The organism is Burkholderia sp. AU27893 (assembly GCF_002223205.1).
In the GTDB taxonomy this organism is placed as follows: Bacteria; Pseudomonadota; Gammaproteobacteria; order Burkholderiales; family Burkholderiaceae; genus Burkholderia.
The window spans coordinates 2,723,195-2,747,826 of the sequence record NZ_NKFD01000001.1 but is presented as its reverse complement, the minus strand read 5'-3'; the positions used below and the strand labels follow the sequence as shown (position 1 = coordinate 2,747,826).

The 24,632-nt window shown below is 63.6% G+C and carries 22 protein-coding genes and 1 tRNA gene; 10 read left to right on the top strand and 13 right to left on the bottom strand.

Annotated elements, in window-relative coordinates; genetic code table 11:
* Positions 1-82 precede the first annotated feature (82 nt).
* Positions 83-955, bottom strand: coding sequence for a pirin family protein (locus CFB47_RS12940; RefSeq protein ID WP_089461316.1), 873 nt, complete (start codon positions 953-955; stop codon positions 83-85).
* Positions 956-1,077: 122 nt separating this feature from the next.
* Here CFB47_RS12940 and CFB47_RS12935 point away from each other — a divergent pair, with 122 nt between their 5' ends.
* On the top strand, positions 1,078-2,052 hold the full coding sequence (locus CFB47_RS12935; protein WP_069248441.1) for a LysR family transcriptional regulator: 975 nt from the start codon (positions 1,078-1,080) through the stop codon (positions 2,050-2,052).
* A gap of 376 nt (positions 2,053-2,428) precedes the next feature.
* On the opposite strand, the gene CFB47_RS12930 is transcribed toward CFB47_RS12935, so the two are convergent.
* The 9 genes from CFB47_RS12930 to CFB47_RS12890 all read right to left on the bottom strand — a co-directional run bounded on the left by CFB47_RS12930 (position 2,429) and on the right by CFB47_RS12890 (position 9,735).
* Positions 2,429-2,857, bottom strand: coding sequence for a biopolymer transporter ExbD (locus CFB47_RS12930; RefSeq protein ID WP_039370086.1), 429 nt, complete (start codon positions 2,855-2,857; stop codon positions 2,429-2,431).
* A 13-nt stretch (positions 2,858-2,870) separates the two neighbouring features.
* A complete protein-coding gene (locus CFB47_RS12925) occupies positions 2,871-3,602 on the bottom strand; it encodes a MotA/TolQ/ExbB proton channel family protein (RefSeq protein WP_089440626.1) in 732 nt (243 codons plus the stop codon).
* A gap of 36 nt (positions 3,603-3,638) precedes the next feature.
* Entirely contained in the window at positions 3,639-4,370 is a 732-nt protein-coding gene (locus CFB47_RS12920) for an energy transducer TonB (RefSeq protein WP_089456529.1), read from the bottom strand.
* A 218-nt stretch (positions 4,371-4,588) separates the two neighbouring features.
* On the bottom strand, positions 4,589-4,825 hold the full coding sequence (locus tag CFB47_RS12915; RefSeq protein ID WP_039370093.1) for a bacterioferritin-associated ferredoxin: 237 nt from the start codon (positions 4,823-4,825) through the stop codon (positions 4,589-4,591).
* A gap of 150 nt (positions 4,826-4,975) precedes the next feature.
* Positions 4,976-5,836 carry a glutamate racemase gene (gene murI, locus CFB47_RS12910; RefSeq protein ID WP_089461315.1) on the bottom strand — a complete coding sequence of 287 codons (861 nt, stop codon included), beginning with the start codon at positions 5,834-5,836 and terminating at the stop codon, positions 4,976-4,978.
* Positions 5,837-5,875: 39 nt separating this feature from the next.
* Complete coding sequence (gene bfr, locus CFB47_RS12905) at positions 5,876-6,352, bottom strand: bacterioferritin (protein ID WP_011352652.1); 477 nt, start codon at positions 6,350-6,352, stop codon at positions 5,876-5,878.
* A 194-nt stretch (positions 6,353-6,546) separates the two neighbouring features.
* Entirely contained in the window at positions 6,547-8,070 is a 1,524-nt protein-coding gene (locus tag CFB47_RS12900; RefSeq protein WP_089440623.1) for a fumarate hydratase, read from the bottom strand.
* 34 nt (positions 8,071-8,104) lie between these two features.
* Entirely contained in the window at positions 8,105-8,728 is a 624-nt protein-coding gene (locus CFB47_RS12895) for a TIGR00645 family protein (RefSeq protein WP_039370107.1), read from the bottom strand.
* 113 nt (positions 8,729-8,841) lie between these two features.
* Positions 8,842-9,735: a DMT family transporter gene (locus CFB47_RS12890; protein ID WP_071333524.1), complete on the bottom strand. Its 894-nt coding sequence runs from the start codon at positions 9,733-9,735 to the stop codon at positions 8,842-8,844.
* A 317-nt stretch (positions 9,736-10,052) separates the two neighbouring features.
* Here CFB47_RS12890 and acs point away from each other — a divergent pair, with 317 nt between their 5' ends.
* The 3 genes from acs to CFB47_RS12870 all read left to right on the top strand — a co-directional run bounded on the left by acs (position 10,053) and on the right by CFB47_RS12870 (position 14,483).
* The gene (gene acs / locus CFB47_RS12880; RefSeq protein WP_089440622.1) at positions 10,053-12,035 is read left to right on the top strand and encodes an acetate--CoA ligase; all 1,983 of its coding nucleotides are present in this window, start codon (positions 10,053-10,055) and stop codon (positions 12,033-12,035) included.
* 84 nt (positions 12,036-12,119) lie between these two features.
* On the top strand, positions 12,120-12,464 hold the full coding sequence (locus tag CFB47_RS12875; protein ID WP_089456527.1) for a DUF4212 domain-containing protein: 345 nt from the start codon (positions 12,120-12,122) through the stop codon (positions 12,462-12,464).
* A gap of 3 nt (positions 12,465-12,467) precedes the next feature.
* Positions 12,468-14,483 carry a sodium:solute symporter family protein gene (locus tag CFB47_RS12870; protein ID WP_089456526.1) on the top strand — a complete coding sequence of 672 codons (2,016 nt, stop codon included), beginning with the start codon at positions 12,468-12,470 and terminating at the stop codon, positions 14,481-14,483.
* 65 nt (positions 14,484-14,548) lie between these two features.
* Here the strand turns inward: CFB47_RS12870 and CFB47_RS12865 are convergent, their stop codons facing one another.
* A complete protein-coding gene (locus CFB47_RS12865; protein WP_089461314.1) occupies positions 14,549-15,151 on the bottom strand; it encodes a hypothetical protein in 603 nt (200 codons plus the stop codon).
* A 148-nt stretch (positions 15,152-15,299) separates the two neighbouring features.
* A complete protein-coding gene (locus CFB47_RS12860; protein WP_089461313.1) occupies positions 15,300-15,908 on the bottom strand; it encodes a DUF2939 domain-containing protein in 609 nt (202 codons plus the stop codon).
* An 83-nt stretch (positions 15,909-15,991) separates the two neighbouring features.
* Between CFB47_RS12860 and CFB47_RS41170 the strand changes: the two genes are divergently transcribed.
* Positions 15,992-16,165, top strand: coding sequence for a hypothetical protein (locus CFB47_RS41170; RefSeq protein WP_179250006.1), 174 nt, complete (start codon positions 15,992-15,994; stop codon positions 16,163-16,165).
* A gap of 242 nt (positions 16,166-16,407) precedes the next feature.
* Here the strand turns inward: CFB47_RS41170 and CFB47_RS12855 are convergent.
* Positions 16,408-16,498 (bottom strand) — tRNA-Ser (locus CFB47_RS12855).
* A gap of 186 nt (positions 16,499-16,684) precedes the next feature.
* Here CFB47_RS12855 and CFB47_RS12850 point away from each other — a divergent pair.
* The 5 genes from CFB47_RS12850 to CFB47_RS12830 all read left to right on the top strand — a co-directional run bounded on the left by CFB47_RS12850 (position 16,685) and on the right by CFB47_RS12830 (position 24,628).
* Entirely contained in the window at positions 16,685-17,314 is a 630-nt protein-coding gene (locus CFB47_RS12850) for a LysE family translocator (RefSeq protein ID WP_089461312.1), read from the top strand.
* Positions 17,315-17,359: 45 nt separating this feature from the next.
* Complete coding sequence (locus tag CFB47_RS12845) at positions 17,360-17,785, top strand: hypothetical protein (protein ID WP_089461311.1); 426 nt, start codon at positions 17,360-17,362, stop codon at positions 17,783-17,785.
* A 230-nt stretch (positions 17,786-18,015) separates the two neighbouring features.
* Positions 18,016-20,793, top strand: coding sequence for a type VI secretion system Vgr family protein (locus tag CFB47_RS12840; RefSeq protein WP_089461310.1), 2,778 nt, complete (start codon positions 18,016-18,018; stop codon positions 20,791-20,793).
* Positions 20,794-20,816: 23 nt separating this feature from the next.
* Complete coding sequence (locus CFB47_RS12835; RefSeq protein ID WP_089461309.1) at positions 20,817-23,150, top strand: hypothetical protein; 2,334 nt, start codon at positions 20,817-20,819, stop codon at positions 23,148-23,150.
* A complete protein-coding gene (locus CFB47_RS12830; RefSeq protein WP_089461308.1) occupies positions 23,147-24,628 on the top strand; it encodes a virulence factor in 1,482 nt (493 codons plus the stop codon). Before CFB47_RS12835 ends, CFB47_RS12830 begins: the two co-directional genes overlap by 4 nt.
* The last annotated feature ends 4 nt before the right edge of the window (positions 24,629-24,632 follow it).

The window sequence follows — 24,632 nt, the reverse complement described above, 5'->3', positions numbered from 1 at the left end:
GGTGGCGGGCGGCCACGTGGTTCAAGAAGTCATTGTGACGCAAAACGGGCAGTTTCGCGGCACCTGCGCGCCCGTCCGGGCGTCATGCTTCGATGCGCCCCATGCGACCGGTCTGGTAGTCGACGACCGCCTGCCGGATCTCTTCCTCGGTGTTCATCACGAACGGGCCGTAGCGAACGATCGGCTCGTTGAGCGGCACGCCGCCGATCAGCAGCAGGTCGAGCGACGTGTCGCCGGCGGCGAACGTGACCGTGTCGCCGTCATCGCAGTACACGACCATGTGCCGTGCGTCGACCGCCTGCCTGGCGGGCCCGTAGCGGCCCGTTCCGTCGATCGGATAGGCGAACACGCGATAGCCTGCCGGAACGGTCTGCGTGACCGTGGCGCCCGGCTGCAACGTGAAATGCTGGTAGAGGATCGGTGTACGTGTTTCGATCGCGGCGCGGACGCCGAACGCTTCGCCTGCGATCACGCGCACCCGCGCGCGGCCGTCAGGTGAGGTGGCGGTCGGGATGCGGCCGGCGGGGATCTCCTGGTAGCGCGGCGCGATCAGCTTGTCGCGGCGCGGCAGGTTGACCCACAGCTGGAAACCGTGGGCGCGACCGCCTGCCTGCGCGAATTCCGGATCCGGCATCTCGCTGTGCACGACGCCGGCGCCCGCCGTCATCCATTGCACGTCGCCCGGGCCGAGCGTGCCGGCATGGCCGGACGAGTCGCGATGGCGGAAGCGCCCGTCGAGCGCGTAGGTCACGGTCTCGAAGCCGCGATGCGGATGGTCGGGGGCGCCCTTGGCTTCGCCGGGCGCGTAGTCGACGGGGCCCATTTCGTCGAGCAGCAGGAACGGATCGAAATCCATCAGCAGCCGGGTCGGGAACGGGCGATGAACCGCGAAGCCGCCGCCTTCGGTCGTGCGAAGCGCGGGATAGGTGCGGTCAAGCGAGCGAGCGGTCGTCATGCGGATACCCTCGAAATGATCGGAATAGCGTTATTTTTGAAACATAGCGCTATTATATTGGGCGTTTTACCGTTCGATTCGCGACGGTTCGCAATGGATTGTTCTGAAAATGGAACGACGAGATGAATATCGATGCACATAACCTGAACGACCTCATGTACTTTTCGCAGGTCGTCGAACATGGCGGTTTCTCGGCCGCGGAGCGCGTGCTGGGCATCTCGAAATCGCGCCTGTCGCGGCGCCTGACCGAACTCGAGGCGGCGCTCGGCGTGCGCCTGTTGCAGCGCTCCACACGCAAGCTCGCGCTGACCGAGGCGGGGGAACTGTTCTACCAGCATTGCCAGGCGATGCTGGCGGAAGCGCAGGCGGCGATGAACGCGGTGCAGCAGTTGCGCTCGTCGCCACGCGGCTCGGTGCGCGTCAGCGTGCCCGTGACGCTGTCGCAGACGATGCTGTCGCGCATCCTGCCCGAATTCCTGCGTCGCTATCCCGAGGTGAAGGTGCACGTCCGCGTGACGAATCGCGTGATCGACCTGTTCGAGGATTCGATCGACGTCGCGCTACGCGTGCGCTCGGAGCCGCCGCAGAACGCGAACATCGTCGTGCGGCCGCTGTGGCGCACCGAGCAGATGCTGGTGGGCGCGCCGAGCCTGCTGAGCCAGAATGCGCCGCCGCTGGTGCCGGACGACCTGAGCGGCTTCGAGACACTCGATACGCCGAGCGTCGACGGGCGGCACGTGTTCAACCTGATCGCGCCGGACGGAACGCGTCACGTGCACGAGCACGACCCGCGGCTCGTGACGGCCGACCTGATGACGATCCGTGAAGCCGTGCTCGATGGCCTCGGCATCGCGGCATTGCCGGAGATGATGTACGGCAACGCGCTGCGCGCGGGGCAATTGTCGCCGGTGATGCCGGGCTGGACGCTGCCGGTGCCGCAACTGTACGCGGTGTTCGTGTCGCGGCAGGGGATGCCGCCCGCGGTGCGTGCGTTCGTCGACTATCTGGTCGAGAAGCTCGATCACGGCGCCTACCAGGATCCGGGGTGCCCGGAACGCGCGAAGAAGGAAGCGGCGGCCGATGTTTCGGCGACCTGAACACGACGCGCACGGCGACGCAAATTTGTTTTGTCATTGAAGCGTCGCCTGCAATCGCAAGTTTCAATCGCCGGACCCTTGAATGCGCGTGCGCGCGGGCCTATATTGAAATCCCATTTCGTGAAGGAAGTTCTGAGCGAAATCAGGTGGCCGCATATATTGTGAGCCAGATAGGGCAGAACGCGCAGTCCGTGCAGACCACGGCAGAGTCGCATTTGCGTTGCTCGAGGCGCAACCGATACCGCCAAAGAGCCCGCCGCCCGAAGGCGCCCGCGTGCGCATGAAAAAAGGCCTTCATCTGGCGATGAAGGCCTTTTACTTTGTGCGCGGCCGGCGAGGTGCGGCCGGCGATGCGTTACCGCAAGACGTGCGTGCGTTACTTCGCTTTCGCGCCCGGCTCCGTCACGAAGCCGAGCTTCGTCAAGCCGCCAGCCTGCGCATCCGACATCACTTCCGCGACGTGTTCGTACGCGACCTTGCGATCCGCACGAAGGTGCAACTCCGGTTGTGGCGTGCGTTTTGCCGCTTCCGCGATGCGTTCCTGCAATTGGGCGCGCGTGACCGTGTGGTCGTCCCACAGGATCGTGCCGTCACCCTGGATCGCGACGTCGACCGTCTGCGGCTTTTCGTCGACGGGCTGGCTGCTGGCGTGCGGCAGGTCGATCTTCACCGCATGCTGCATCGCCGGGATCGTCACGAGGAAAATGATCAGGAGTACGAGCATGACGTCGACGAGCGGCGTCATGTTGATCTCGCTCATCACTGCATCGTCGTCATCGTCGCTGAAACCGGTGTTCATTGCCATGGTTCACCCCGCCTCAGCTGGCGCGCGTCGCGAGACGCAGGCCGTCGCGCGTCGACGACGAGGCCAGGCTCGCGCCCGTCACGAAATACGCATGCAGACCGTGCGCGAAGCGGCGCAGCTTGCTGACGACGCCCTTGTTCGCGCGGGTGAGTGCGTTGTAGCCGAGCACGGCGGGAATCGCGACGAACAGGCCGAAGGCCGTCATGATCAGCGATTCGCCGACCGGGCCCGCGACCTGGTCGATCGACGTCTGGCCGGATGCGCCGATCGCGAGCAGGGCGTGGTAGATCCCCCAGACCGTACCGAACAGGCCGACGAACGGCGCCGTGCTGCCGATCGACGCGAGGATCGCGAGACCGCTCTGCATGCGCGAGATGCCTTCGTCCATCGTGTCCTTCAGGCAGCGCGTGACCCAGTCCGACACGTCCATGCGGTCGTGCAGGTGCGGTTGCGTCTGGTGGTGGTGATCGGCGGCTTCCTTGCCCGACAGTGCGAGGGCGAGGAACGGGTTGTCGTTCGGCGTCGATGCGGCGAGGCCGAGCTTCTTGATGCCGTCGTCGAAGTTGTCCGAATGCCAGAATGCCTGTTCGGCGTTCTTCGTCAGGCGGTTCAGGCGGATCACGTTCCAGCCCTTGATGACGATCACGATCCACGACAGGACCGACATCACGAGCAGCGTGATCGCGATGGCGCGCGTGACGAAATCACCTTGCGCCCAGACGTGCGCGATACCGTAGCTTTGCATTTTCTTGTTTCCTTTGAATCTACCGAATATGACGGGTTAATCGTCAAGCGTGAAGTTGAAGGGCAGCGTATGGGCGGCACGGATCGCCTGGCCGTTCTCGATATACGGCGGACAGGTGCTGGCGCGCGTCGCCTCGAGCGCGGCTTCGTCGAGACGCGGGTAGCCGCTGCTCTTCTGCAACTGGACGCTTTCGATCTTGCCCGTCACGCCGATGATGAAGTGAACATAGGCCGTGCCCGTTTCGCCGCGACGGCGCGACATCGACGGATAGGTCGGCTTGACGAAATTGCAGGTGAGTGCCGACACGTTCTTCGGTGCGCTGACCTGCATCGTCTCGCGCGCGGGGCCGGGTGCTGCAGCCGGGGCAGCAGGCGCCGGCGCGGCGGGAGCCGGTGTCGGATCGGCCACTGCCGGCGCGGGCGTGGGCGACGGTGCCTGCGAGACGGGCTGAGGCGTCGGGACCGCCTTCTGCACCGGCTTCGGCTCGACCTTCGGCTTCACGCGCGGCGTGGGCTTGGGCGGCGTAGGCTGCTGCGCGGCCGACTGGACCGCGACCGGCTGGGCAGGAGGGGCAGGCGGAATGAGCTGCGCGGTGATCGACTGAACCTCGATCTCCTTCGGCGGCGGCGGCGCGTTGCGATGGAGCCAGGCGGCCGTCAGCATGATCGCATGTGCGGCAAGCACACCGACCGCGACGACGATCACTCGGGGATTCATACGTGGTGCAGCCGGCACGGCGCCGGCAGGAGCGAGATGCGAAGCCTGCATGTTAGCTTGAAAGAACGATGTCGCACCCGGGGCGCGGCGGGTGAATCGGCATCACTTGCGGAAGATCAGCAGCGAGATGCAAACGGTGGTCACAAATCCGATCAGCAATTCCATGACAGGCTCCTTGGCAGGTAAGCCGCTGGCTCGCGCAGACGGTGGCTTGCTGACGGTCAAAACAAAAAATGCGGCCTGGGCCGCATGCGCACACTCGGCGCCGGTCAGGCGGCCTTGCGTTCGTAGAACGTGACCGGGATCGGGTGAGCATGATGCTCGACACCGCACCGGCTCGCGCAGACGCCTTGTTCGGCCATGAGGTCGCGTACGGACTCCTCGCACTTGCCGCAGCACGTGGCCACGCCAAGCTCGAACTGGAGTTCATCGAAAGAGTTCACGCCCTCTGCGAGGGACGCGCGAATCTTGCGATCGGAAACGGACTTGCACACGCAGACGATCATGATGAGTTGCGATAGCTAACGGTAATGCGAATTATTATCATTAAATTTGTGGACGTTGACAAGCCTGGGGCAGGCTTTTTTTAAGGGCATCGGACCCTTGAAACGTCGGAAGGGGGGAGCGGCACGCGGAAGAGGGCGTGCCGGCCGGTATCAGGCGGTCGCGCAGGCGCGCGCGTTCGGCGAGGAAATGGTGACGGATTCGACCGGTGCGGCGAGGCCGAGCAGCGTCGAGGCCAGCACCTGCAACTGGCGGCCGTCGCTGGTCGAGCAGAAGCGGGGCGATGCTGCGCGCGTGCCGGCCGGTGCGCGCAGGTTGCGTTCGTCGAGCACCCGCACGAGCTGGCGCGCGATCGCATCGCTGGTGTCGACGAGCGTCAGGCGGTCGCCCACAAGGTCACGAATCGTTTCGGTGAAGAACGGGTAATGCGTGCAGCCGAGTACCAGCGTATCGGCGCCGTCGTCGAGCATCGGTTGCAGGTAGCTGTCGAGCAATGCGCGCAACGCGGGCGAATTCGTATCGCCGCGCTCGATGGCTTCGACGAGCCCGTGGCCGGGCTGGCAGATGAAGCGACGGCCGGCGCCGTAGCGGTCGAGCAGCGCCTGGAAGCGCGGGCTGTTCAGCGTCGACTGCGTGGCCAGGACGCCCGCGACGCCGCTCGCGGACACGGCGGCGGCCGGCTTGATGCCCGGCTCGACGCCGACGAGCGGCATCGACAGATGTTCGCGGACCGTGGCGATCGCACGTGCGGTCGCCGTGTTGCACGCAATGACGAGCGCTTTCGCCCCTTCGCGTGCCAGCCACTCGCCGATTGCCAGCGTGCGTTCCGTAATGAACGCCTCGTCGCGCGGACCATACGGCGCATGGTGCGAATCGGCGACGTAGATGAACGATTCGTCGGGCAGCTGCGCGCGCACGGCGCGCAGCACCGACAGGCCGCCCAGCCCTGAATCGAAGATGCCGATGGGGGCGACGGTCGTGGCCGTCGCAGGAATAACGGAAGGTGTCGACATGAACGGGCTGGGGGCGGTAACGGGAAGCGTGGAGCGAGTTTACTCCGGCGACCCCATCATCGTTTGCTGGTAGTTCTGCAGGCCGACCTTGCCGATCAGGTCGATCTGCGTTTCCAGCCAGTCGATGTGCTCTTCGGTGTCGTCGAGGATCTTTTCGAAGATCTCGCGCGACACGTAGTCACGCACCGATTCGCAGTAGGCGATCGCTTCCTTGCAGGTGGACTGCGAGATCTGTTCGAGCTTCAGGTCGCACTTCAGGATCTCTTCGGTTTCCTCGCCGACGAGCAGCTTGTGCAGATCCTGCAGGTTCGGCAGGCCGTCGAGCATGAAGACGCGCTCGATCAGCCAGTCGGCGTGCTTCATTTCGCCGATCGACTCGTCGTACTCGTGCTTGCCGAGCTTCTCGAGGCCCCAGTGCTTGTACATGCGCGCATGCAGGAAGTACTGGTTGATCGCCGTGAGTTCATTCTTCAACTGGGCGTTCAGATATTCGATGACTTTCTTGTCGCCTTGCATGGCTTGTTCCTTGTTCAGTGGGGCTTCAGAAACCGAACGATAATCGCTCGAACGAGAAAAGCCAAGCCTCGAAGCCTTGCCGGGCCTGCCTTTTGCGTGTAATGAGAATCAGCCTCGAATATCCGGCCACGCACAATAATGAGAATGAGAAGTAAAAAGGCCGGACTCGCGTCCGGCCTTTCGTTCGATCGCGCTTAAGCGGTTGCGACCGGGATCTTGCCGATCTTCGCTTGCCACTCCTTCGGACCGGTCTGGTGCACCGACGTGCCCGACGAATCGACGGCAACCGTCACCGGCATGTCCTGTACGTCGAACTCGTAGATCGCTTCCATGCCGAGGTCTTCGAACGCGAGCACCTTCGCACCGCGGATCGCCTTCGACACGAGGTAAGCCGCGCCGCCGACGGCCATCAGGTAGGCCGCCTTGTGCTTCTTGATCGCGTCGATCGCGACCGGGCCGCGCTCGGCCTTGCCGACCATCGAGATCAGGCCGGTTTGCGCGAGCATCGTCTCGGTGAACTTGTCCATGCGCGTGGCCGTCGTCGGGCCTGCCGGGCCGACCACTTCGTCGCGGACCGGATCGACCGGGCCGACGTAGTAGATCACGCGGTTCGTGAAGTCGACCGGCAGCTTCTCGCCCTTCGCGAGCATGTCGGCGATGCGCTTGTGCGCCGCGTCGCGGCCGGTGAGCATCTTGCCCGACAGCAGCAGCGTCTGGCCCGGCGTCCAGCTCGCGACTTCTTCCGGCGTCAGCGTGTTCAGGTCGACGCGCTTGCTGGTTTCCGTGTTCGGTTCCCAGTTGACCTTCGGCCACGCGTCGAGCGACGGCGCTTCAAGCTTGGCCGGGCCCGAGCCGTCGAGCACGAAGTGCGCATGGCGCGTCGCCGCGCAGTTCGGGATCAGCGCGACCGGCTTCGATGCCGCGTGCGTCGGTGCGGCCATGATCTTCACGTCGAGCACCGTTGCCAGGCCGCCGAGGCCCTGGGCGCCGATGCCGAGCGCGTTGACCTTCTCGTGCAGCTCGACGCGCAGTTCCTCGACCCAGTCCTTCGGGCCGCGCGCGATGATTTCCTGGATGTCGATCGGCTCCATCAGCGATTCCTTCGCCATCAGCATCGCCTTTTCGGCGGTGCCGCCGATGCCGATCCCCAGCATGCCGGGCGGGCACCAGCCCGCGCCCATCGTCGGGACCGTCTTCAGCACCCAGTCGACGATCGAGTCGGACGGGTTCAGCATCACGAACTTCGACTTGTTCTCCGAGCCGCCGCCCTTCGCCGCGACCTGCACGTCGACCTTGTCGCCCGGCACGATCTCGTAGTGGATCACGGCCGGCGTGTTGTCCTTCGTGTTCTTGCGGGCGCCTTCCGGCGGATTGACGATCGACGCGCGCAGCACGTTGTCCGGGTGCGTGTAACCACGGCGCACGCCTTCGTTGATCATGTCGGTGAGGCCCATCGTCGCGCCGTCCCAGCGCACATCCATGCCGACCTTCACGAAGATCGTGACGATGCCGGTGTCCTGGCAGATCGGGCGGCGGCCTTCCGCGCACATGCGGCTGTTCGTGAGGATCTGCGCGATCGCATCCTTCGCGGCCGGGCTTTCTTCCAGCTCGTACGCGCGGCCGAGGGCCTGGATGTAGTCGAGCGGATGGTAGTAGCTGATGTACTGCAGCGAATCCGCGATGCTCTGGATCAGGTCTTCCTGTTTGATGACGGTCATGGCTGAGACTCTGTGGGGACAGTGGGGAATGCGTTTATGCGTTGACGGCTGCGTCGGCCGGCTTGCGGGGCTCGTTCGCCGCGGGCGCGTGCGCGCCGTGGGCGTGCGGCTCGTGGAAATGGGCCGGGTGCGTGTGCGTCGTCAGGCGGTCGACCCACGCCATCACGAGCGCCGACACCAGGAACGACACGTGGATGATCACCTGCCACATGATCGCGTGCATCGTGTGCTGGTCGGGGTTGATGAAGGTCTTCAGCAGGTGGATCGACGAAATGCTGATCAGCGCCATCGACAGCTTGACCTTCAGCACGCCCGCGTTCACGTGGTCGAGCCACTCGGGCTCGTCGGGGTGCCCCTCGATGCCGAGGCGCGACACGAACGTCTCGTAACCGCCGACGATCACCATGATCAGCAGGTTCGAGATCATCACCACGTCGATCAGGCCGAGCACCGCGAGCATCACGCTGATTTCGTCGAGGCTCGTCGCATGCGACAGCAGGTGCCAGACTTCCTTCAGGAACAGGAACACGTAGACGGCTTGCGCAACGATCAGGCCGAGGTAGAGCGGAACCTGGAGCCAGCGGCTCATGAAAATCAGCGCGGGAAGCGGGCGAAGCGGGCGACGCGCGGGGCGGCCGGGCGAATGCGGGGCAGACATGGTGGACAGTCGGGCGCGATGCGCAGGTATCGGGGGTAATCTTGAAAAGGCGCGCTATTGTAACGCGTCGGCCGGCGCGACTGCAGTGACGCGCCGGCGCTGCCGGGGACGGATCAGGAGGCGGCGGCCGGCACGCGTTTCACGCGCAGGCTGGCGAGCACGATGCCGGTGACGACGCACGCGAGCGCGATGCCGTGGGCGAGCGTCGGGCGCTCGCCGAGGAACGCGATGCCATACGCGGCGGCCGCGACCGGCAGCACCGCGCTGAACACGCCGGCGAGGCTGCCCGGCACGTGCCGGATGCCTTTCATCCACAGCCAGAACGAGAAGATGCTGGCCGACAGGCCATACCAGACGACGAGCGCCCAGGTGCCGGCCGGCACGCTCGCGTAATCGAAATGCCACATGGCCGTCGCGCCGAGCGGCAGCATCAGGCACAGGCCGAACAGGTGCGTGTACGCGCAGATGTCGATCGGCGCGAGCGTCTGCGTGAGGCGGCGCGACAGGATCACGTAGATCGATTCGCAGCACACCGCGCCGAGGATCAGCAGGTTGCCGGTGAGCGACGACGTGCCGTGCCCGGCCGCGCTGCCGTTCGCGAGGTTGATCGTCACGACGCCGGCGATCGCGAGTGCGATCGATACCAGCGCCCGACCGTTCGGTTTTTCACGCAGGATCAGCCACGCGAACAACGCGACGATCGCCGGGATCGTGCTGGTGATCACGCCGGCCGCGACCGCGCTCGTGCGCTGCACGCCGTTCAGCATCAGCAGCGTGAACATGAAGGTGCCGAAGAACGCCTGCAGGAACAGGTTCAGCCATTCGCCGCGCTTGACCGTGCGCATTTTCACCGGACTGAACAGCGGCCACAGCACGGCGATCGCGATCACGAAGCGCAGCGTGGCGAGGATGGCGACGGGAACGAAGACGACGATCGATTTACCGATACCGACATTGCTGCCGACGAACAGCATCGACAGCACGAGAAAGAAAGCGTAGCGATTCAAGCTGGAATCCGGAAGGCGAGTTCAGTTAGGATTGTAGGGTCGCGCTCGTTACAGCGTAAAGCTGCACGCGGGCGCCGCCCGAAGGGCGAAACGGCCGTGCCGCGTAAGTGACGGGTAAGTTCGAGCGCTTATCGTGGAAACTGTCGGGTCGCCCGGTCGCCATCGTGTGACGTGGTGCGGCGCAGCATCGCGCAGCGGCCTTCGGGCCGTGCGCGGGTGGTGGGTAGGAGACAGCGGCGCGCTTGCGCCGGCCAAGACGCGCGGCGCGCACGATCGCGCCGCCATGCAGAGGATTCATGTTCACCAAGGGGTAGTCGATGTCTGCGATTGAATCGGTTCTTCACGAAACCCGTCAGTTTGCGCCGCCCGCGGCGCTCGAACAGGCGGCGACCATTTCCGGCATGCCGGCCTATCGTGCGCTCGCCGCCGAAGCCGAAAACGATTACGAAGGATTCTGGGCGCGGCTCGCGCGCGAGGGTCTGGCGTGGCACAAGCCGTTCACGAAAGTGCTCGACGAGTCCAACGCGCCGTTCTACAAGTGGTTCGACGACGGCGAGCTGAATGCGTCGTACAACTGCCTCGACCGTCACGTCGAAGCCGGCAACGGCGAGCGCGTCGCGGTGATCTTCGAAGCCGACGACGGCACCGTCACGCGCGTCACCTATGCGGATCTCCTCGCACGCGTATCGCGGTTCGCGAATGCACTGAAGAAGCGCGGGATCGGCAAGGGCGACCGCGTCGTCATCTATATCCCGATGTCGATCGAAGGCATCGTCGCGATGCAGGCGTGCGCGCGCATCGGCGCGACGCACTCGGTCGTGTTCGGCGGCTTCTCCGCGAAGTCGCTGAACGAGCGGCTCGTCGACGTCGGCGCGACGGCGCTCGTCACGGCCGACGAGCAGGCGCGCGGCGGCAAGACGCTGCCGCTGAAGAGCATCGCGGACGAAGCGATCGCGCTGGGCGGCTGCGAGGCCGTGAAGAGCGTGATCGTCTATCGCCGCACCGGCGGCAAGATCGACTGGCACGCCGGGCGCGACCTGTGGATGCACGAACTGACGGCCGGCGAATCCGACCAGTGCGAGCCGGAATGGGTCGGCGCCGAGCACCCGCTGTTCATCCTGTATACGTCGGGTTCGACCGGCAAGCCGAAGGGTGTGCAGCACAGCACGGGCGGCTACCTGCTGTGGGCCGCGCAGACGATGAAGTGGACCTTCGACTGGAAGCCCACCGACGTGTTCTGGTGCACGGCCGACATCGGCTGGGTCACCGGCCACACGTACATCACGTACGGCCCGCTCGCCTGCGGCGGCACGCAGGTCGTGTTCGAAGGCGTGCCGACCTATCCGGACGCCGGGCGTTTCTGGAAGATGATCGGCGACCACAAGGTCACCGTGTTCTACACCGCGCCGACCGCGATCCGCTCGCTGATCAAGGCGGCCGAGGCCGACGACAAGGTCCATCCGAAAAGCTACGACCTGTCGAGCCTGCGCATCATCGGCACCGTCGGCGAGCCGATCAATCCGGAAGCGTGGATGTGGTATCACAAGCATGTCGGCCAGGAACGCTGCCCGATCGTCGATACGTGGTGGCAGACCGAGACGGGCGGCCACATGATCACGCCGCTGCCGGGTGCGACGCCGACCGTGCCCGGTTCGTGCACGCTGCCGCTGCCGGGCATCATGGCCGCGGTGGTCGACGAAACCGGTCAGGACGTGCCGAACGGGCAGGGCGGCATCCTCGTCGTCAAGCGCCCGTGGCCCGCGATGATCCGCACGATCTGGGGCGACCCGGAGCGCTTCAAGAAGAGCTACTACCCCGAGGAACTCGGCGGGCGCCTGTATCTGGCCGGTGACGGCACCGTGCGCGACAAGGACACCGGCTACTTCACGATCATGGGCCGGATCGACGACGTGCTGAACGTGTCGGGCCACCGCCTCGGCACGATGGAAATCGAATCGGCGCTGGTCTCGCACGAACTCGTGGCCGAGGCAGCCGTGGTCGGCCGTCCGGACGATACGACGGGCGAGGCGGTGGTCGCGTTCGTGGTGCTGAAGCGTTCGCGTCCGGAAGGCGAGGAAGCGGCAGCGCTGGCGAAGACGCTGCGTGACTGGGTCGGCAAGCAGATCGGGCCGATCGCGAAGCCGAAGGACATCCGCTTCGGCGACAACCTGCCGAAGACGCGCTCGGGCAAGATCATGCGGCGCCTGCTGCGTTCGCTCGCGAAGGGCGAGGCGATCACGCAGGACACGTCCACGCTCGAGAATCCGGCCATCCTCGAGCAGCTCGCCGAAGTGCGCTGATCGGTACCGGTTGCGCATCGCGCGCACGAGCCCCTGCGCGGCAATCCCGATTGCCCGCGCAGGGGCTTTTTGTTACATAACGGCATGACCGTTCCAACCCGTCCCGCGCCTGCCGCGCCGCCCCCCGTTCCCGAGCCGCTCGCGCGCGCCCACGCACGCTACTGGCGCTTCAACGTCGCGCTGATCGCGGTGCTGATGGTGATCGGCTTTGCCGTATCGTTCATCGTGCCGTTCTTCGGGCCCGCGCTCGCCGGGATCCGTTTCGCCGGGTTCAGCCTGCCGTTCTACGTCGGCGCGCAGGGCGCGATTCTCGTGTACCTCGTGCTGATCGTCGTCTACATCGGGCTGATGCAACGCGCGGACCGCACGCTGCGCCGTGCGTACGACGATCATGCGGCACACGCCGGCCACGCGAACGGTGGACGCTGATCCATGCTGACGCATCGACTGATCCGCGCCTACGCGCTCTACACGCTGGGGTTTCTCGGGTTCGTGCTGCTGATGTGGCGGATCGAGCGGGCCACCGGCTCCGGCGTCTGGATCGGCTACGTGTTCCTGTTCGTGCCGATTGCCGTATATGCGGTGATCGGGCTGCTGTCGCGCACGTCCGATCTCGTCGAATACTACGTGGCCGGGCGGCGCGTGCCGTCTGCCTTCAACGGGATGGCGACCGCGGCCGACTGGCTGTCGGCCGCATCGTTCATCGGCCTGGCCGGATCGCTCTACGCGACCGGCTACGATGCGCTCGCCTACGTGATGGGCTGGACGGGCGGGTTCTGCCTCGTCGCGTTCTTGCTCGCGCCGTATGTGCGCAAGCTCGCGCGCTACACGATTCCCGATTTCCTCGGTACGCGCTTTTCGAGCACGGCCGTGCGCGCGCTGGCGGCCGGTGCGGCGATCCTGTGTTCGTTCGTGTATCTGGTCGCGCAGATCCAGGGGATCGGCCTGATCGCGACGCGCTTCATCGGCGTCGATTTCGCGATCGGGATTTTTTGCGGGCTCGCGGGCATCCTCGTGTGCTCGTTTCTCGGCGGGATGCGCGCGGTCACGTGGACGCAGGTCGCGCAGTACATCATCCTGATCAGCGCGATCCTGATTCCGGTGTCGCTGATCGCGATGAAGAACGGGCTCGGCCCCGTGCCGCAGTTCAATTACGGCAAACTGATGGAGCGCGTCGCGGCGCGCGAGGCGCAGGTGCGCGATGCGTTCGACGAGCAGCGGGTGCGCGACGCGTACCGCCGGCAAGCCGCGGATATCCAGACGCGCCTCGACCGGCTGCCGGCATCCTATGCGGACGCGCGGCGGCATCTCGCCGACCAACTGGCCGACCTTCGGCGTCACAACGGGCCGCTGCGCGAGATCAGCCTGCGCGAGCGGGAACTGGCCGACTTCCCGCGCGATCCGGCGGCGGCGCGCGTCGCGTGGACGCAGGCGCGCGACGACCTGCTGGCCCGTGCCGAGCCGCCCGTGCCGATGCACGAGCCGTTTCCCGCCGCGAGCGAAGACGAACGCAAGCCGCGCGAGCGGAATTTCCTTGCACTGCTGCTGTGCCTGTCGCTCGGCACCGCGAGCCTGCCGCATATCCTGACGCGCTACAACACGACCACGTCGGTCGCGTCCGCACGGCGCTCGGTCGGGTGGACGTTGTTCTTCATCGCGCTGTTCTACCTGAGCGTGCCGGTGCTCGCGGTCCTGATCAAGTACGAGATCCTTGCGAACCTCGTCGGGCGGCCGTTCGCCGAATTGCCGGCGTGGGTCACGCAATGGCATCACTTCGAGCCCGACCTGATCAGTGTCGTCGAAGTGATTCGCGACGGCATCGTGCACTGGTCGGAAATCCAGATGCAGCCGGACATGGTCGTGCTGGCCGCGCCGGAGATCGCCGGGCTGCCGTATGTCGTGTCGGGGCTGATCGCGGCCGGTGCGCTGGCCGCGGCGTTGTCGACCGCGGACGGGCTGCTGCTGACGATCGCGAACGCGCTGTCGCACGACGTCTATTACTGCATGGTCGCGCCCGACGCGTCGAGCCAGCGGCGCGTGACGATCTCGAAGGTGCTGCTGCTCGGCGTCGCGCTGTTCGCGTCGTATGTCGCGTCGCTCAATACCGGGAAGATCCTGTTTCTCGTCGGTGCCGCGTTTTCGCTGGCGGCCTCGAGCTTTTTTCCGGTGCTCGTGCTCGGCGTGTTCTGGAAGCGCACGACGACGCGTGGCGCAATCGCCGGCATGGTGACCGGGCTCGCCGTGTGCGTGTACTACATCGTGTCGACCTATCCGTACTTCACGCAGCTGACGGGGTTTGCGGGGAGCACGTGGTTCGGGATCGAGCCGATCAGCTCGGGGGTGTTCGGGGTGCCGGCGGGTTTCGCCGTGGCGATCGTGGTGAGTTTGTGCGATCGAAAGCCGGATGAATATACGCGGGCGCTGGTGGATTACATCCGGCATCCGTGACGCAAGTGTCGTTCGGCATTGCTCAAATGCCGGGCCGCGTCCGTATTGGCGCCGTGACTCGCGGATCAGAGCGCTGAAATGCCGAGCTCGGCTCCCTTGGTCGTCTGCACCCGGCTGAAATCACAGCTTCCATCCGTCACGCCTTTCGCGTTCGGGATGGCGACGCAGACATAGGCACGGATGCCATGCGGCAAGGCCACATGGCGGAACTCGCCAACCTTGATCGTCGCGACCCGATCGACGGCAAATCGATCGTTGATCGGTGTCGCGCCGGACGGGATCGACATGGTCACTTCCGACGTGGCGTTCCCGGTTTGCGATGTCAGCGTCTGGCTGCTGCCGATTTCTCCGTTGACCGAGAAGCGTATCGCTGCCTGTCCTTCCGACACGCGCTGGACCGTGACGGCGAGCGTCGGCTTGGCAATCCCCGCCGCGCATTTGCCGGCGGCGCATTCGCGAACGGAAAGAAGCGTGCGAAATGGGGAGGCGGGCTGACCGATGACCGACAGGTCGGTCGACGAGCCGCCGTCTCGCAGGGATTTCTCGAGCGGCGGGGGAGCGGTCACCGCGATGGTGGTGCTGATCGACGCGGGCGAAAATGCCGTCGCGCAAGCTGACAGCATCGTCGCAGCAATAGCCATCATGGCGAACCGTGGACTCAATCGCATGGAGCTGACTCGCGGTGATGAAACCCTGGATATCGTTAGGAGAATACACATCTTTAGCGTGGGGTGTTCGGGAGTTGCGGTGCGCCGCACGCTCAGATCAAGCAGGGAAGCGGGCCGGCTGCGCACGGCCCGAGCCGCTTCCTGGTGATCAGTTTGAACCGAATTTGTCGATCGGCAGATTAACTGCGCTCAGCTTCCAGGACCAGAGGCCGTCACGCTTGAGGATGAATGTCACCTCGTCGTCCGTTCCTTTTCGCGCAGTTGCGGTGACGGTCGACCAGTTCTTGTAGCCGGCCGAATAGTCGGCTTTCGGCTTGCTGTTCGATGTTTGCGGCGCGGTGCCGCCGTCGGACCTCGGTTGGGCCGTTTCCGATGGTTCGGGAGAGGAGGCCTGCACGCTGGAGCGTGCAGGCTTGGCTGCGCCCTGGGCCATCATGGTCATGACGCCCGCCGGCGTAACCATCGTGTCGATGGCCTGATTCACGAAACCCATCGCCATCACCATTCCCAGATCGGCGAATGGATTGCCGTTCATCTCGGGGGAATTCGCCATTTTCGCCTGCATCATGGTTATGAGTTGCGCACGCAGGCTTTCTCGCACCGATGGAAAATCGACATAGGAAGAAAACGAGTCGGCATCGTTGTCGGCCAGGGCCGATCGCATCTGATACAGGGTGATATACGGGCTCGCGTAACTGGACGCCACGCCCGCGGCTATTGCGATTCCGGCGATTACCAGCAGTTTCTTATTTTTCATGGTCTCTACACGCGTTCATATTGTTTATCGGGACGTTATTTTAACGGTCACATACCAGGAACTTGAGTGGCCGACAATCCGCGATGCGAATTTACGATCGTTATTCAATTTCGAATGGCGGACTGAATGGGCGTCGTCTGGTCGAAAAAAGGCAATGCGGCGACGAGAAGCGCGTTGAATTGCCTGGCCGTCGCCCGCGCTTGATGCCTGATGACGAAATCGAGGTGAAGCGCCTGATGGCGAGCGTGTCTGCGTAGCGCGCATCGGGGGCGCGGCCAATGGTCGCCGCACTGACGATCGGCGGGCGCTTCAGCGTGCAGAAATGGAAAACGGGCCGAGCGGCCCGTTTTTGCGGATGTCCGGGGGGATGCGCCCACACGAGCGCGGGCCGCGGATTCGCTTGCAGGCGAATCCCTTCGAATCCCCCGTGCCAGCCGACCTGTCGGCTGGCTTCTCTCCGGAAACGAAAATGCCCGCTGGCGCGGGCATTTTTGAATTCTGGCGGAGAGAGGGGGATTCGAACCCCCGATAGGCGATTAACCTATACACGCTTTCCAGGCGTGCGACTTAAACCACTCATCCATCTCTCCGGAAGACCGAGAGTATAGCAAACTCTGGGGGCAGTCCGCCACTCCGTCCGACGATCCATGCAAATCGGACGGGGCGCGAGGTCGGCGGCCCGCCAGACAACGGTCGAGCGGGCGGTCGCGCCATCATGCGATCATGCTCCGTCCGCCTGCATTTTCCAGCCCTTCGTTCAACAGGAGCGCTCCGCCATGTCGCTGTCCGCCTTGCTCGCTTTTGCCCTGATCCTGTCCGTTGGCGTCGCGACGCCCGGACCGACGGTGTTGCTCGCGATGAGCAACGGTTCGCGGTACGGGTTGCGTCACGCGATGGTCGGCATGCTGGGCGCTGTCACGGCCGATGTCGTGCTCGTTGCGCTGGTCGGGTGCGGTCTCGGGATGCTGCTCGACGCGTCGGAAACGGCCTTCGTCACGCTGAAGCTGGCCGGTGCGGCGTGGCTCGCCTATGTCGGCGTGCGGATGCTGCTGTCATCCGGCGGTTCCGCCGCTGCACAGGCGCTCGATCGTGCGACGCCCGATCGCCGGACCGCGTTCCTGAAGAGCTTTTTCGTCGCGATGAGCAACCCAAAATACTACCTGTTCATGTCCGCGCTGCTGCCGCAGTTCGTCGACCGGTCGCACGCGATCGCGCCGCAGTACGCGATCCTCGCGGCGACGATCGTCGCGATCGACGTTATCGGGATGACCGGCTACGCACTGCTCGGCGCGCATTCGGTGCGCGTGTGGAAGGCCGCGGGGGCGAAGTGGCTGAACCGCGTCAGCGGGTCGCTGCTGCTGATGCTCGCGGGCTACGTCGCGCTGTATCGCAAGGCCGCGAACTGACGCGGCGATGCTTCGGGAACATATCTCTCGCCAACTGGCCCGGCGATGAAGCCGATCGAGCGCTTCACGCTCGAAACGCACGACGGCTTGTATGAAACGTGGCCGTCGCGCACGCATGTGCTCGTGAACGGCGAACGTTGCGGCCTCACCGTTTCCGGCTATGTGCTGCTTCGCCAGTTCGAGACGCCGGACGCCTATCTGCTCGTCACCGACTACGACTGCCTGTTCGAGGAGGCCGTCACGTTCACGCTCGTGTCGAAGGATCCGTTGAAGGAACTCGCGCGGCGCACGGTCGGCGCAATGTACGCGTCGTGCCATCTGGACGGCATGACGTGGGCCGACGACCGGCATTTCAGTGCGACGTTCGCGGACATCGAAGGGCGGTGGGATTTCACGATTCGTGACCGATCGGTGCCGTTCGTGTTGCCACGGTTAGGCATGCGGCAAGTGCCGGCCGGCGCTACACCATGACGACGATCGGGCGTTGCCGGACGAGATGTGGTCAATTCGAAAGATTGTGAAATTTTAAATCTGGTTAGAAGCGTTACACAAAGCGCTCTAAAACCTTTCAAAATTTCGTCACTCGCCTGACAAATTTGATATGCTCGCGAAAAAACAGGCGGGCGGCACTCCCAGGACGGACCAGCGGGCGTGATTGCCCGGTGAACAACGAAGTAAAACAAAATCCTGAGAGTCACGCTGTGAATACAGCCGAATTGCTACGTACATTTGCGTCCGGGGTGGTCGATCAGAACAATCGGCCGGTTCGCATGAACTGGGGGCCGGCTCAGAAGACGCTCGAGCACGTGCTCGCGCTTCAGTATGCCGATATCCGGGAAGGGTTGATGACGGGCATCGAGGGGCATCTGACCTGCGTGTCCGCGCGGGCCGATCTCCCGATCCGCAGCTTCATCGGGCTACCGGTTTCCGTCGAAATGACGACCGATCGCGGGCGTCTCCATACTATCAACGGCATCGTCACCGACGTCCGCACCGGACAGTCGGACGGTTCGCTCACCTGCTACCAGTTGACGATTCGCGACGTGTTGTCGGTAATGGAGCGGCGAACCAATTCGCGACTGTTCCGCACCAAGAACCTGCCCGACATCCTCGGCGTGCTGCTCCAGGAGTGGCGCCAGCGCAGTTCGGCGCTGGCGGGCGCATTCGAATTCGACCTGTCCGGCCTGCAAGGCGAACGTTACCCGGCGCGTGAACTCACGCGGCAGGTCAACGAGTCGGACGCGCACTTCATCCGGCGGCTGCTGCGGCGCGACGGCGCGACCGTCTTCGTCAAGGCAGGCAAGGCCGGCGAGCGGGCGAACGGCAACGCGAACGACACGCCGGTTCATACGCTGGTCTTTGCCGACGATTCGATGAAGTTGCCCGAGACGGTTGCCGGGACCGTTCGCTATCACCGTGATGCCGCCACCGAAGAGCGCGACTCGATCACGCTGTGGGCGACGAGCCGCAGCCTGATTCCGGGCAAGATCGTCCGGCCGACATGGGATTACAAGACCGGCCGGATGTCGCAAACCGAACAGGCGACGATCGTCGACCAGGGCGACGGCGGCAACGATCTCGGGCATTTGCTGGCCGACAGCGTCATCGATATTCCGCACGCGGGAAATTCGTCGGCCGATCTCGACCGGATCGGCAAGGACCGCATGCTTGCGCACGAACTGCGCGCGGAATCCGTCGACGGCGTGAGCAATGTGCGCGACCTGGCCGTCGGCCATTGGTTTGCGCTTGCCGAGCATCCGCAGCTCGACACATTGCCGGCCGAGCAGCGGCAGTTCGTCGTCACGTCGCTTCATCACCGTGTACGGAACAACTTGCCGAAGGAACTGAACGAGCGCGCGCAGTCGCTGTTCGCGGCAAGCCGCGTGCTGTTCAACGCGGTGCCGACCGACGTGAGCAGCAAGCCAGGCGATGAAAACGACCGGCGCTACGAGAACACGTTCTCGTGCGTGCGGCGCGGCGTGCCGCTGACCCCGGCCTACGATCCCCATGTCGACCTGCCGGCCGTGCATCCGATGACGGCCGTCGTCGTCGGACCCCACGGGGAAGAAGTGTTCTGCGATGAAATGGGCCGCATCCGGGTGCAGATCCAGGGGCTGAACGCGGACGATCACGCGCATGCGCAGGGCGCCGGCACGAGCGGCACGCCGACCGACAGCGCGCCGGTACGAGTCGCCTGCGCGCTCGCCGGGCCGAGCTTTGGCGCGAATACCTTGCCGCGCGTCGGCATGGAGGTGCTGATCGGCCATATCGGCGGCGATCCGGACCGGCTCGTCGTGATGGGTGTGCTGGCCAACGGGCCTAACATGCCGGCGACCTTCAGCCACACGGGCGCGCTGCCGGGCAACCGTTACCTGTCCGGCACGAAGACGAAGGAAATCAAGGGGCAGCGGTACAACCAGATCCGCTTCGACGATACGCCGGGGCAGATCAGCAGCCAGCTGGCGAGCGAGCATGCGCATAGCCAACTGAACCTCGGCTATCTGACGCAGCCGCGCGACAACGGCCAGGGTGCGGCGCGCGGCGAGGGCGCCGAGTTGCGCAGCGATGCGCACGTGGCGATTCGCAGCGGCAAGGCGATGCTGATCTCGGCCTGGGAACGGCTGCGCGCGAGCGACGGCCACCTGGCGCGGGACGAGTACCTGCAACTGATGCAGGAATGCGTCGAGCTGTTCAAGAGTCTCGGCGACTATGCGGGCCAGCATCAGGGCGTGGCGCCCGATACGCAGCCGCACGACGTGCTGATGACGACGGTGAAAGGCTGGCCGAACGGGGAAGCCGCCGGTGGCGGCGAATCGTCGGGCGCGTCGATGGCGGCGATCGGCATCACCGCGCCGGCCGGGATCAGCATCGCGACGCCGAAGACTGTCACGACCCATGCGGGCGGCAACGTCGATATCGTCGCGCAGAATCACCTGCAGTACACGAGCGGACAGCGGATCAACCTGCAGGCCGGCCACGGCGTGGCGATGTTCGCGCACAGCGAAGGGGTCTCGGCGATCGCCAACCAAGGGAAGGTGGCGCTGCAGAGCCAGAACGACGATACGCAGATCGATTCCGCGAAAAACATCCAGATGACGGCGGGGGGCGGAAAGCTCGCGGGCATGGCCAGCGAGCAGGTCGTGTTCGTGACGTCGGGCGGCGCGTATCTGAAGCTGCAGGGCGGAGATATCGAGCTCGGGTGTCCGGGGAGTTTCACCGTCAAGTCCGCGTCGCATACGTGGGCCGGGCCGGCGAGCATGAGCACCGATTTCCCGAAGTTCGACCAGGGTTCGCTGGGGCGGGTGCCGAAGCTGGTTCGGGCGACCGACGGGCAGCCGGTCGAAGGGATGGAAGCCGAGGTGCGCAAGGCATCGGGCGAGTTGATCAAGGGGAAGACCGACGCGCAAGGCAAGCTGGCGCCGGTCAGCAGCGATCAGTTCGAACAATTGGCGGTGCGCTTCTTCAAGTCGAGAACCTGAGCTGAGTCTTCAAGAAAAACAACATGTTCAACTACAACTTTTCGCAGAACCCGGGCGGGCAGCCGTCGACGGACGACCCGTCGAAGACGGCGGTGGGTGGTGGAGCGGGGACGACGCTGTTCAACCGCAACGACCTCCAATGCGTGATGCAGATGCCGCTGCCGGGCGTCGTCATTTTCGTTCACGGGGTGAATTCGGAGGGCGAATGGTTCACTGCGGCCGAGAAAGGGCTTTGCGATGGATTGAACCGGCGCATGGGGCGGTATGACGATCAACTGTTCCATTTTGGGCCGGTGGCCGGGCAGATGACGCCGGTCAGCTATATCGAAAGCCTGACGGCTGACGGATTTCTCAATCCGGAAATGTCGTCGAAGACGTACATCAAGCCCGATCCCTCCTTTTCGCCCGTCATTCATTTCCGGTGGGGTTATGCGGCGAATGCCGAGGAACTGAAAGAGTATGGCGACAAGATCATGCTCAACGAGAAGAACTACTGGGGTGGCGGGCCGTTCGCGGGCGGTTGTTCGAGTTTGCCGGATCTGTGGAATGACGGGTTGCACGACCGGCTTTTTCTGTGGCTGACCGTCCAGCACATGAATTCGGTCGGCAATCGCAAGATCTATTCGACGCCGCCGCGGACCTATGGCGTGCTGGGTGCAATGCGGCTTGCGCGTCTGGTCGAATCGATCCGCAAGCGCCAGGCGGATGTGCCAATCACGATCGTGTGCCACAGCCAGGGCAACATGATCGGTCTCGCCGCTGCATTCCTCGGTGACCGGTTGCCCGAGGTTAAGGATCGGTTGGGCAAGAAAGGCCGCTGCGTCGCGGACACTTATGTTCTCGCCAATCCGCCGTACAGCCTCGTGGAGAGCAACTTCACCGATACCTGGGCACAGCGCGGGGTACGCGACAAGAACGGGCATGTGGGGCGCGAGACCTATGTCGCACGCAAGGAAACGCTGAGGGAGTACTTCGATATCTTGCGCGCTCGGGCCGATCTGGAGATGCCGGCGGAGGATCTCGACCGCGCGATGGAAAACGCAAGACCGTCGAAGAACGGGGGGAAACCGTATAGCGCTGCCAAGGACCGGGAGGCGCACGGGTTGTACCAGAAGAACACCTACGGGAGAGTGACACTGTATTGCTGCCCGCATGATCAGGTCATTTCCGCGCTGCCCGTTCAAGGAATCGGCTGGCGCGGCATGAGTATCGAGGAGATCAGTGCAACGAATGCCTGGGGTGTTTTCTCGCAACGCGTGTTCGCGTCGAATTTCGAAGTCGGCGGTGATAACAAGCTATACCGGTATTGGGAGGATGACTGGCGTAGCAGCAAGAACAAAACGGAGGGGTTCTGGTATCCGCCGTCACCGCCCGCGCGGTACGGTTTTGCTCGTGGCATGCATTCCAATGAAGGTTGGCTCGCGAAGTTTGTCACGTTTGTAATGAGCCCGCCCCTCTACCTGTTCAACTTGTCGCACATGGAGGTCAATGCCCTGCCGCCGGAGGGATGGGAAATCCCGATTACGGCACCGATGCTCGACAAGGAAACGCGCTTTTTTCCAAAGGCGTTGCGCTACGGCAAAGCCTCGGGCGCGAGCGATGCGGACGGGAATCTGCTCAAAGGAGCAGATTTCAACGAGGGCTACGATCCACCGTCCGCCGGACGCGATGCTGGCAAGAAGGACAAGCGGGATGACGATCCGTACGACAACTTCGATGAAAAGTCAGAAAAATTTGCGACGTCCGAGGGCGACCCGCTGAAAGCGAAGGGTGACGCACGATTCGAGGCTGCGCAGCGATACGAGGATCATTCCATTCTGCGGATGGAGGCGCGGAGATCAGGGAATCGCCGCTGGGTCGACAAGGACGGAAAGGTGATCGGAGAGGATGATCCGGACGCAGCAAGCGCTGACTATACCGAATGGCGGAACAAGGAGATCTTCAAGATTCTGAACGGCGGAGACAAGAATAACCCCACCAATCATTCGACCATCATGACCAACAAGGACCACGCTGAAAAGGCGTTGGCTTACGATGTGGCCATTGGACTTTGCTATTTGACTGCGGCTGATTTGGAGGAATTCAGAATTCAGGCTGACTGGAGGTTCGTAAAGGGCCTGGGCGATGATGACGGCGGTTATAGCAGTGACGATGGCAGTGATGATGTCGACGATGGTGACGATAGCGGTGATGGTAGCAATCCAAATGGTCAGATGGCGGAATATATTTCAACCGGGAAGTGTAATAGGTTGTTTTTGCGGGACTGGATCGCTACGGAAGAGTACGCAAAAATGCCGTCCAAGATACATGATGAAAGAGATGGTGGACTTTTCCTGAAGATCGGGGGCATTTTATGAGGTCGGTCATTGCTACCTGGCCGCGCCGATTTGGAGTTGCCGTCGCTGCGATGCTCCTTGCGTTGGGAGCGTCATTCTTGATATTGATTTCGTCCGATGGTGCGACAGGAGTATCGTTAAGTATGGGAACTCTGATGAAGCGTTTGGTATTGATCCCGGGACTTATTGCAATCATGGTATTTGCATTTGCAACGGTGATTGCAGGACCACGCGCAGTTGCTGCCTCATCGAACGAGAAGACGATTCCGGTTGTCGGAGCAGGGGCATCCAGGCCGTTCGTCGCTCAGGTCGTCGGGCTTGGCTGGATGAACCCGCTGCAGCGCAGGGATTACCCCACGGAGTGGCAAATATTGTGGACGCTGGGCTTGGTAAAACCGAATGTCAACGATGATATGGTTCGCACCAATCCGAAAAAATATTCTACGTTACAGCCGATTTCCATCGTGGCTGACGGTCGTTGGGGGCGTGAATCATTTTCCGGATTCTATAAAAAATACGTAAATGAACTGCTGATACTTTTTCGTACGCGATATTTTACGAATGAGGATTACTTTTATACGGTTAGCTCGAATGATCAGGGAAAGTGGAGGGAATTGGCTGGAATGCATGTTGAGTTGGCAATTCCCGCTGGTCGACTCAATCCTGCGTTTGCGGCATCACATTTGCGAGCCCAGATTGTTAATATTTTCGAAATTGGGAATCCGTCCGCAAAAAATTTATGGAGCCGCAATACGCCGCCCGATGTGAACGTGACGTCAGGTCAAGGTAACGCCGGCTTCACGTCGCTGAACGCGGCACTGGACTATCTGGCCGCCCACCCGGATAAAAGCGCATGGGTGATGAACTGGGACGCGCCGAGCTTCCCGCCGCAGGACGAACAGATCAACGAGAACATGGCGGTGCTGTTCCTCGCCGGCCCGGATCTGAAGACCGAGCGTGAGCCGCTGGCATGGATCGGCAAGGCTGCCCGAAGCAACCTCAAGGATTTCGAGGCGAAGCAAGGCGCCAGCCGCGCTGTACAGGCGTGGAAATCGACGATCGATACGGCGGCGAGCAATGCGGGCGTACCCGTGTCGTCGTTGAATTACGTCGTGCACGATGCAGGCAAGGGCAGCGACGCCGCATCCACGCGGATTGCATCACTGTCGCAAACGCTGACGGAAGTGCTGCCGGAATACGACTTCCGTACGCAAACCTTCAACACGGCGGCGCTGCTCGGTGACATGGGTGCCGGCGCGGCATTGACTGATGTGGTTCTGGCGATCGGCCGCGCGAATCACCTCGGCGGAAACGTGCTCGTAGCTGGAACGACCGACACCGAGCATCCGACCGCGGTGGTCGTGGTCGCACCGTCGAAGTTGACGCCGATCGACGCTGGCAAGAACTGGTTCCGTGCACGCGGTGAAAACAATGCGTATTTGCCATGGTGGGGCCGCCGTCACGATGCGCGTCAGGCATCGCAAGGCTATTCAGAATAAGGAG

Excerpts from the sequence above, each read along its gene's own strand:
- CFB47_RS12940 (WP_089461316.1), bottom strand. The coding sequence starts at position 955 with ATGACGACCGCTCGCTCGCTTGACCGCACCTATCCCGCGCTTCGCACG.
- CFB47_RS12935 (WP_069248441.1), top strand. The coding sequence starts at position 1,078 with ATGAATATCGATGCACATAACCTGAACGACCTCATGTACTTTTCGCAG.
- CFB47_RS12930 (WP_039370086.1), bottom strand. The coding sequence starts at position 2,857 with ATGGCAATGAACACCGGTTTCAGCGACGATGACGACGATGCAGTGATG.
- CFB47_RS12925 (WP_089440626.1), bottom strand. The coding sequence starts at position 3,602 with ATGCAAAGCTACGGTATCGCGCACGTCTGGGCGCAAGGTGATTTCGTC.
- CFB47_RS12920 (WP_089456529.1), bottom strand. The coding sequence starts at position 4,370 with ATGCAGGCTTCGCATCTCGCTCCTGCCGGCGCCGTGCCGGCTGCACCA.
- CFB47_RS12915 (WP_039370093.1), bottom strand. The coding sequence starts at position 4,825 with ATGATCGTCTGCGTGTGCAAGTCCGTTTCCGATCGCAAGATTCGCGCG.
- murI (WP_089461315.1), bottom strand. The coding sequence starts at position 5,836 with ATGTCGACACCTTCCGTTATTCCTGCGACGGCCACGACCGTCGCCCCC.
- bfr (WP_011352652.1), bottom strand. The coding sequence starts at position 6,352 with ATGCAAGGCGACAAGAAAGTCATCGAATATCTGAACGCCCAGTTGAAG.
- CFB47_RS12900 (WP_089440623.1), bottom strand. The coding sequence starts at position 8,070 with ATGACCGTCATCAAACAGGAAGACCTGATCCAGAGCATCGCGGATTCG.
- CFB47_RS12895 (WP_039370107.1), bottom strand. The coding sequence starts at position 8,728 with ATGTCTGCCCCGCATTCGCCCGGCCGCCCCGCGCGTCGCCCGCTTCGC.
- acs (WP_089440622.1), top strand. The coding sequence starts at position 10,053 with ATGTCTGCGATTGAATCGGTTCTTCACGAAACCCGTCAGTTTGCGCCG.
- CFB47_RS12875 (WP_089456527.1), top strand. The coding sequence starts at position 12,120 with ATGACCGTTCCAACCCGTCCCGCGCCTGCCGCGCCGCCCCCCGTTCCC.
- CFB47_RS12870 (WP_089456526.1), top strand. The coding sequence starts at position 12,468 with ATGCTGACGCATCGACTGATCCGCGCCTACGCGCTCTACACGCTGGGG.
- CFB47_RS12865 (WP_089461314.1), bottom strand. The coding sequence starts at position 15,151 with ATGCGATTGAGTCCACGGTTCGCCATGATGGCTATTGCTGCGACGATG.
- CFB47_RS12860 (WP_089461313.1), bottom strand. The coding sequence starts at position 15,908 with ATGAAAAATAAGAAACTGCTGGTAATCGCCGGAATCGCAATAGCCGCG.
- CFB47_RS41170 (WP_179250006.1), top strand. The coding sequence starts at position 15,992 with ATGCGAATTTACGATCGTTATTCAATTTCGAATGGCGGACTGAATGGG.
- CFB47_RS12850 (WP_089461312.1), top strand. The coding sequence starts at position 16,685 with ATGTCGCTGTCCGCCTTGCTCGCTTTTGCCCTGATCCTGTCCGTTGGC.
- CFB47_RS12845 (WP_089461311.1), top strand. The coding sequence starts at position 17,360 with ATGAAGCCGATCGAGCGCTTCACGCTCGAAACGCACGACGGCTTGTAT.
- CFB47_RS12835 (WP_089461309.1), top strand. The coding sequence starts at position 20,817 with ATGTTCAACTACAACTTTTCGCAGAACCCGGGCGGGCAGCCGTCGACG.
- CFB47_RS12830 (WP_089461308.1), top strand. The coding sequence starts at position 23,147 with ATGAGGTCGGTCATTGCTACCTGGCCGCGCCGATTTGGAGTTGCCGTC.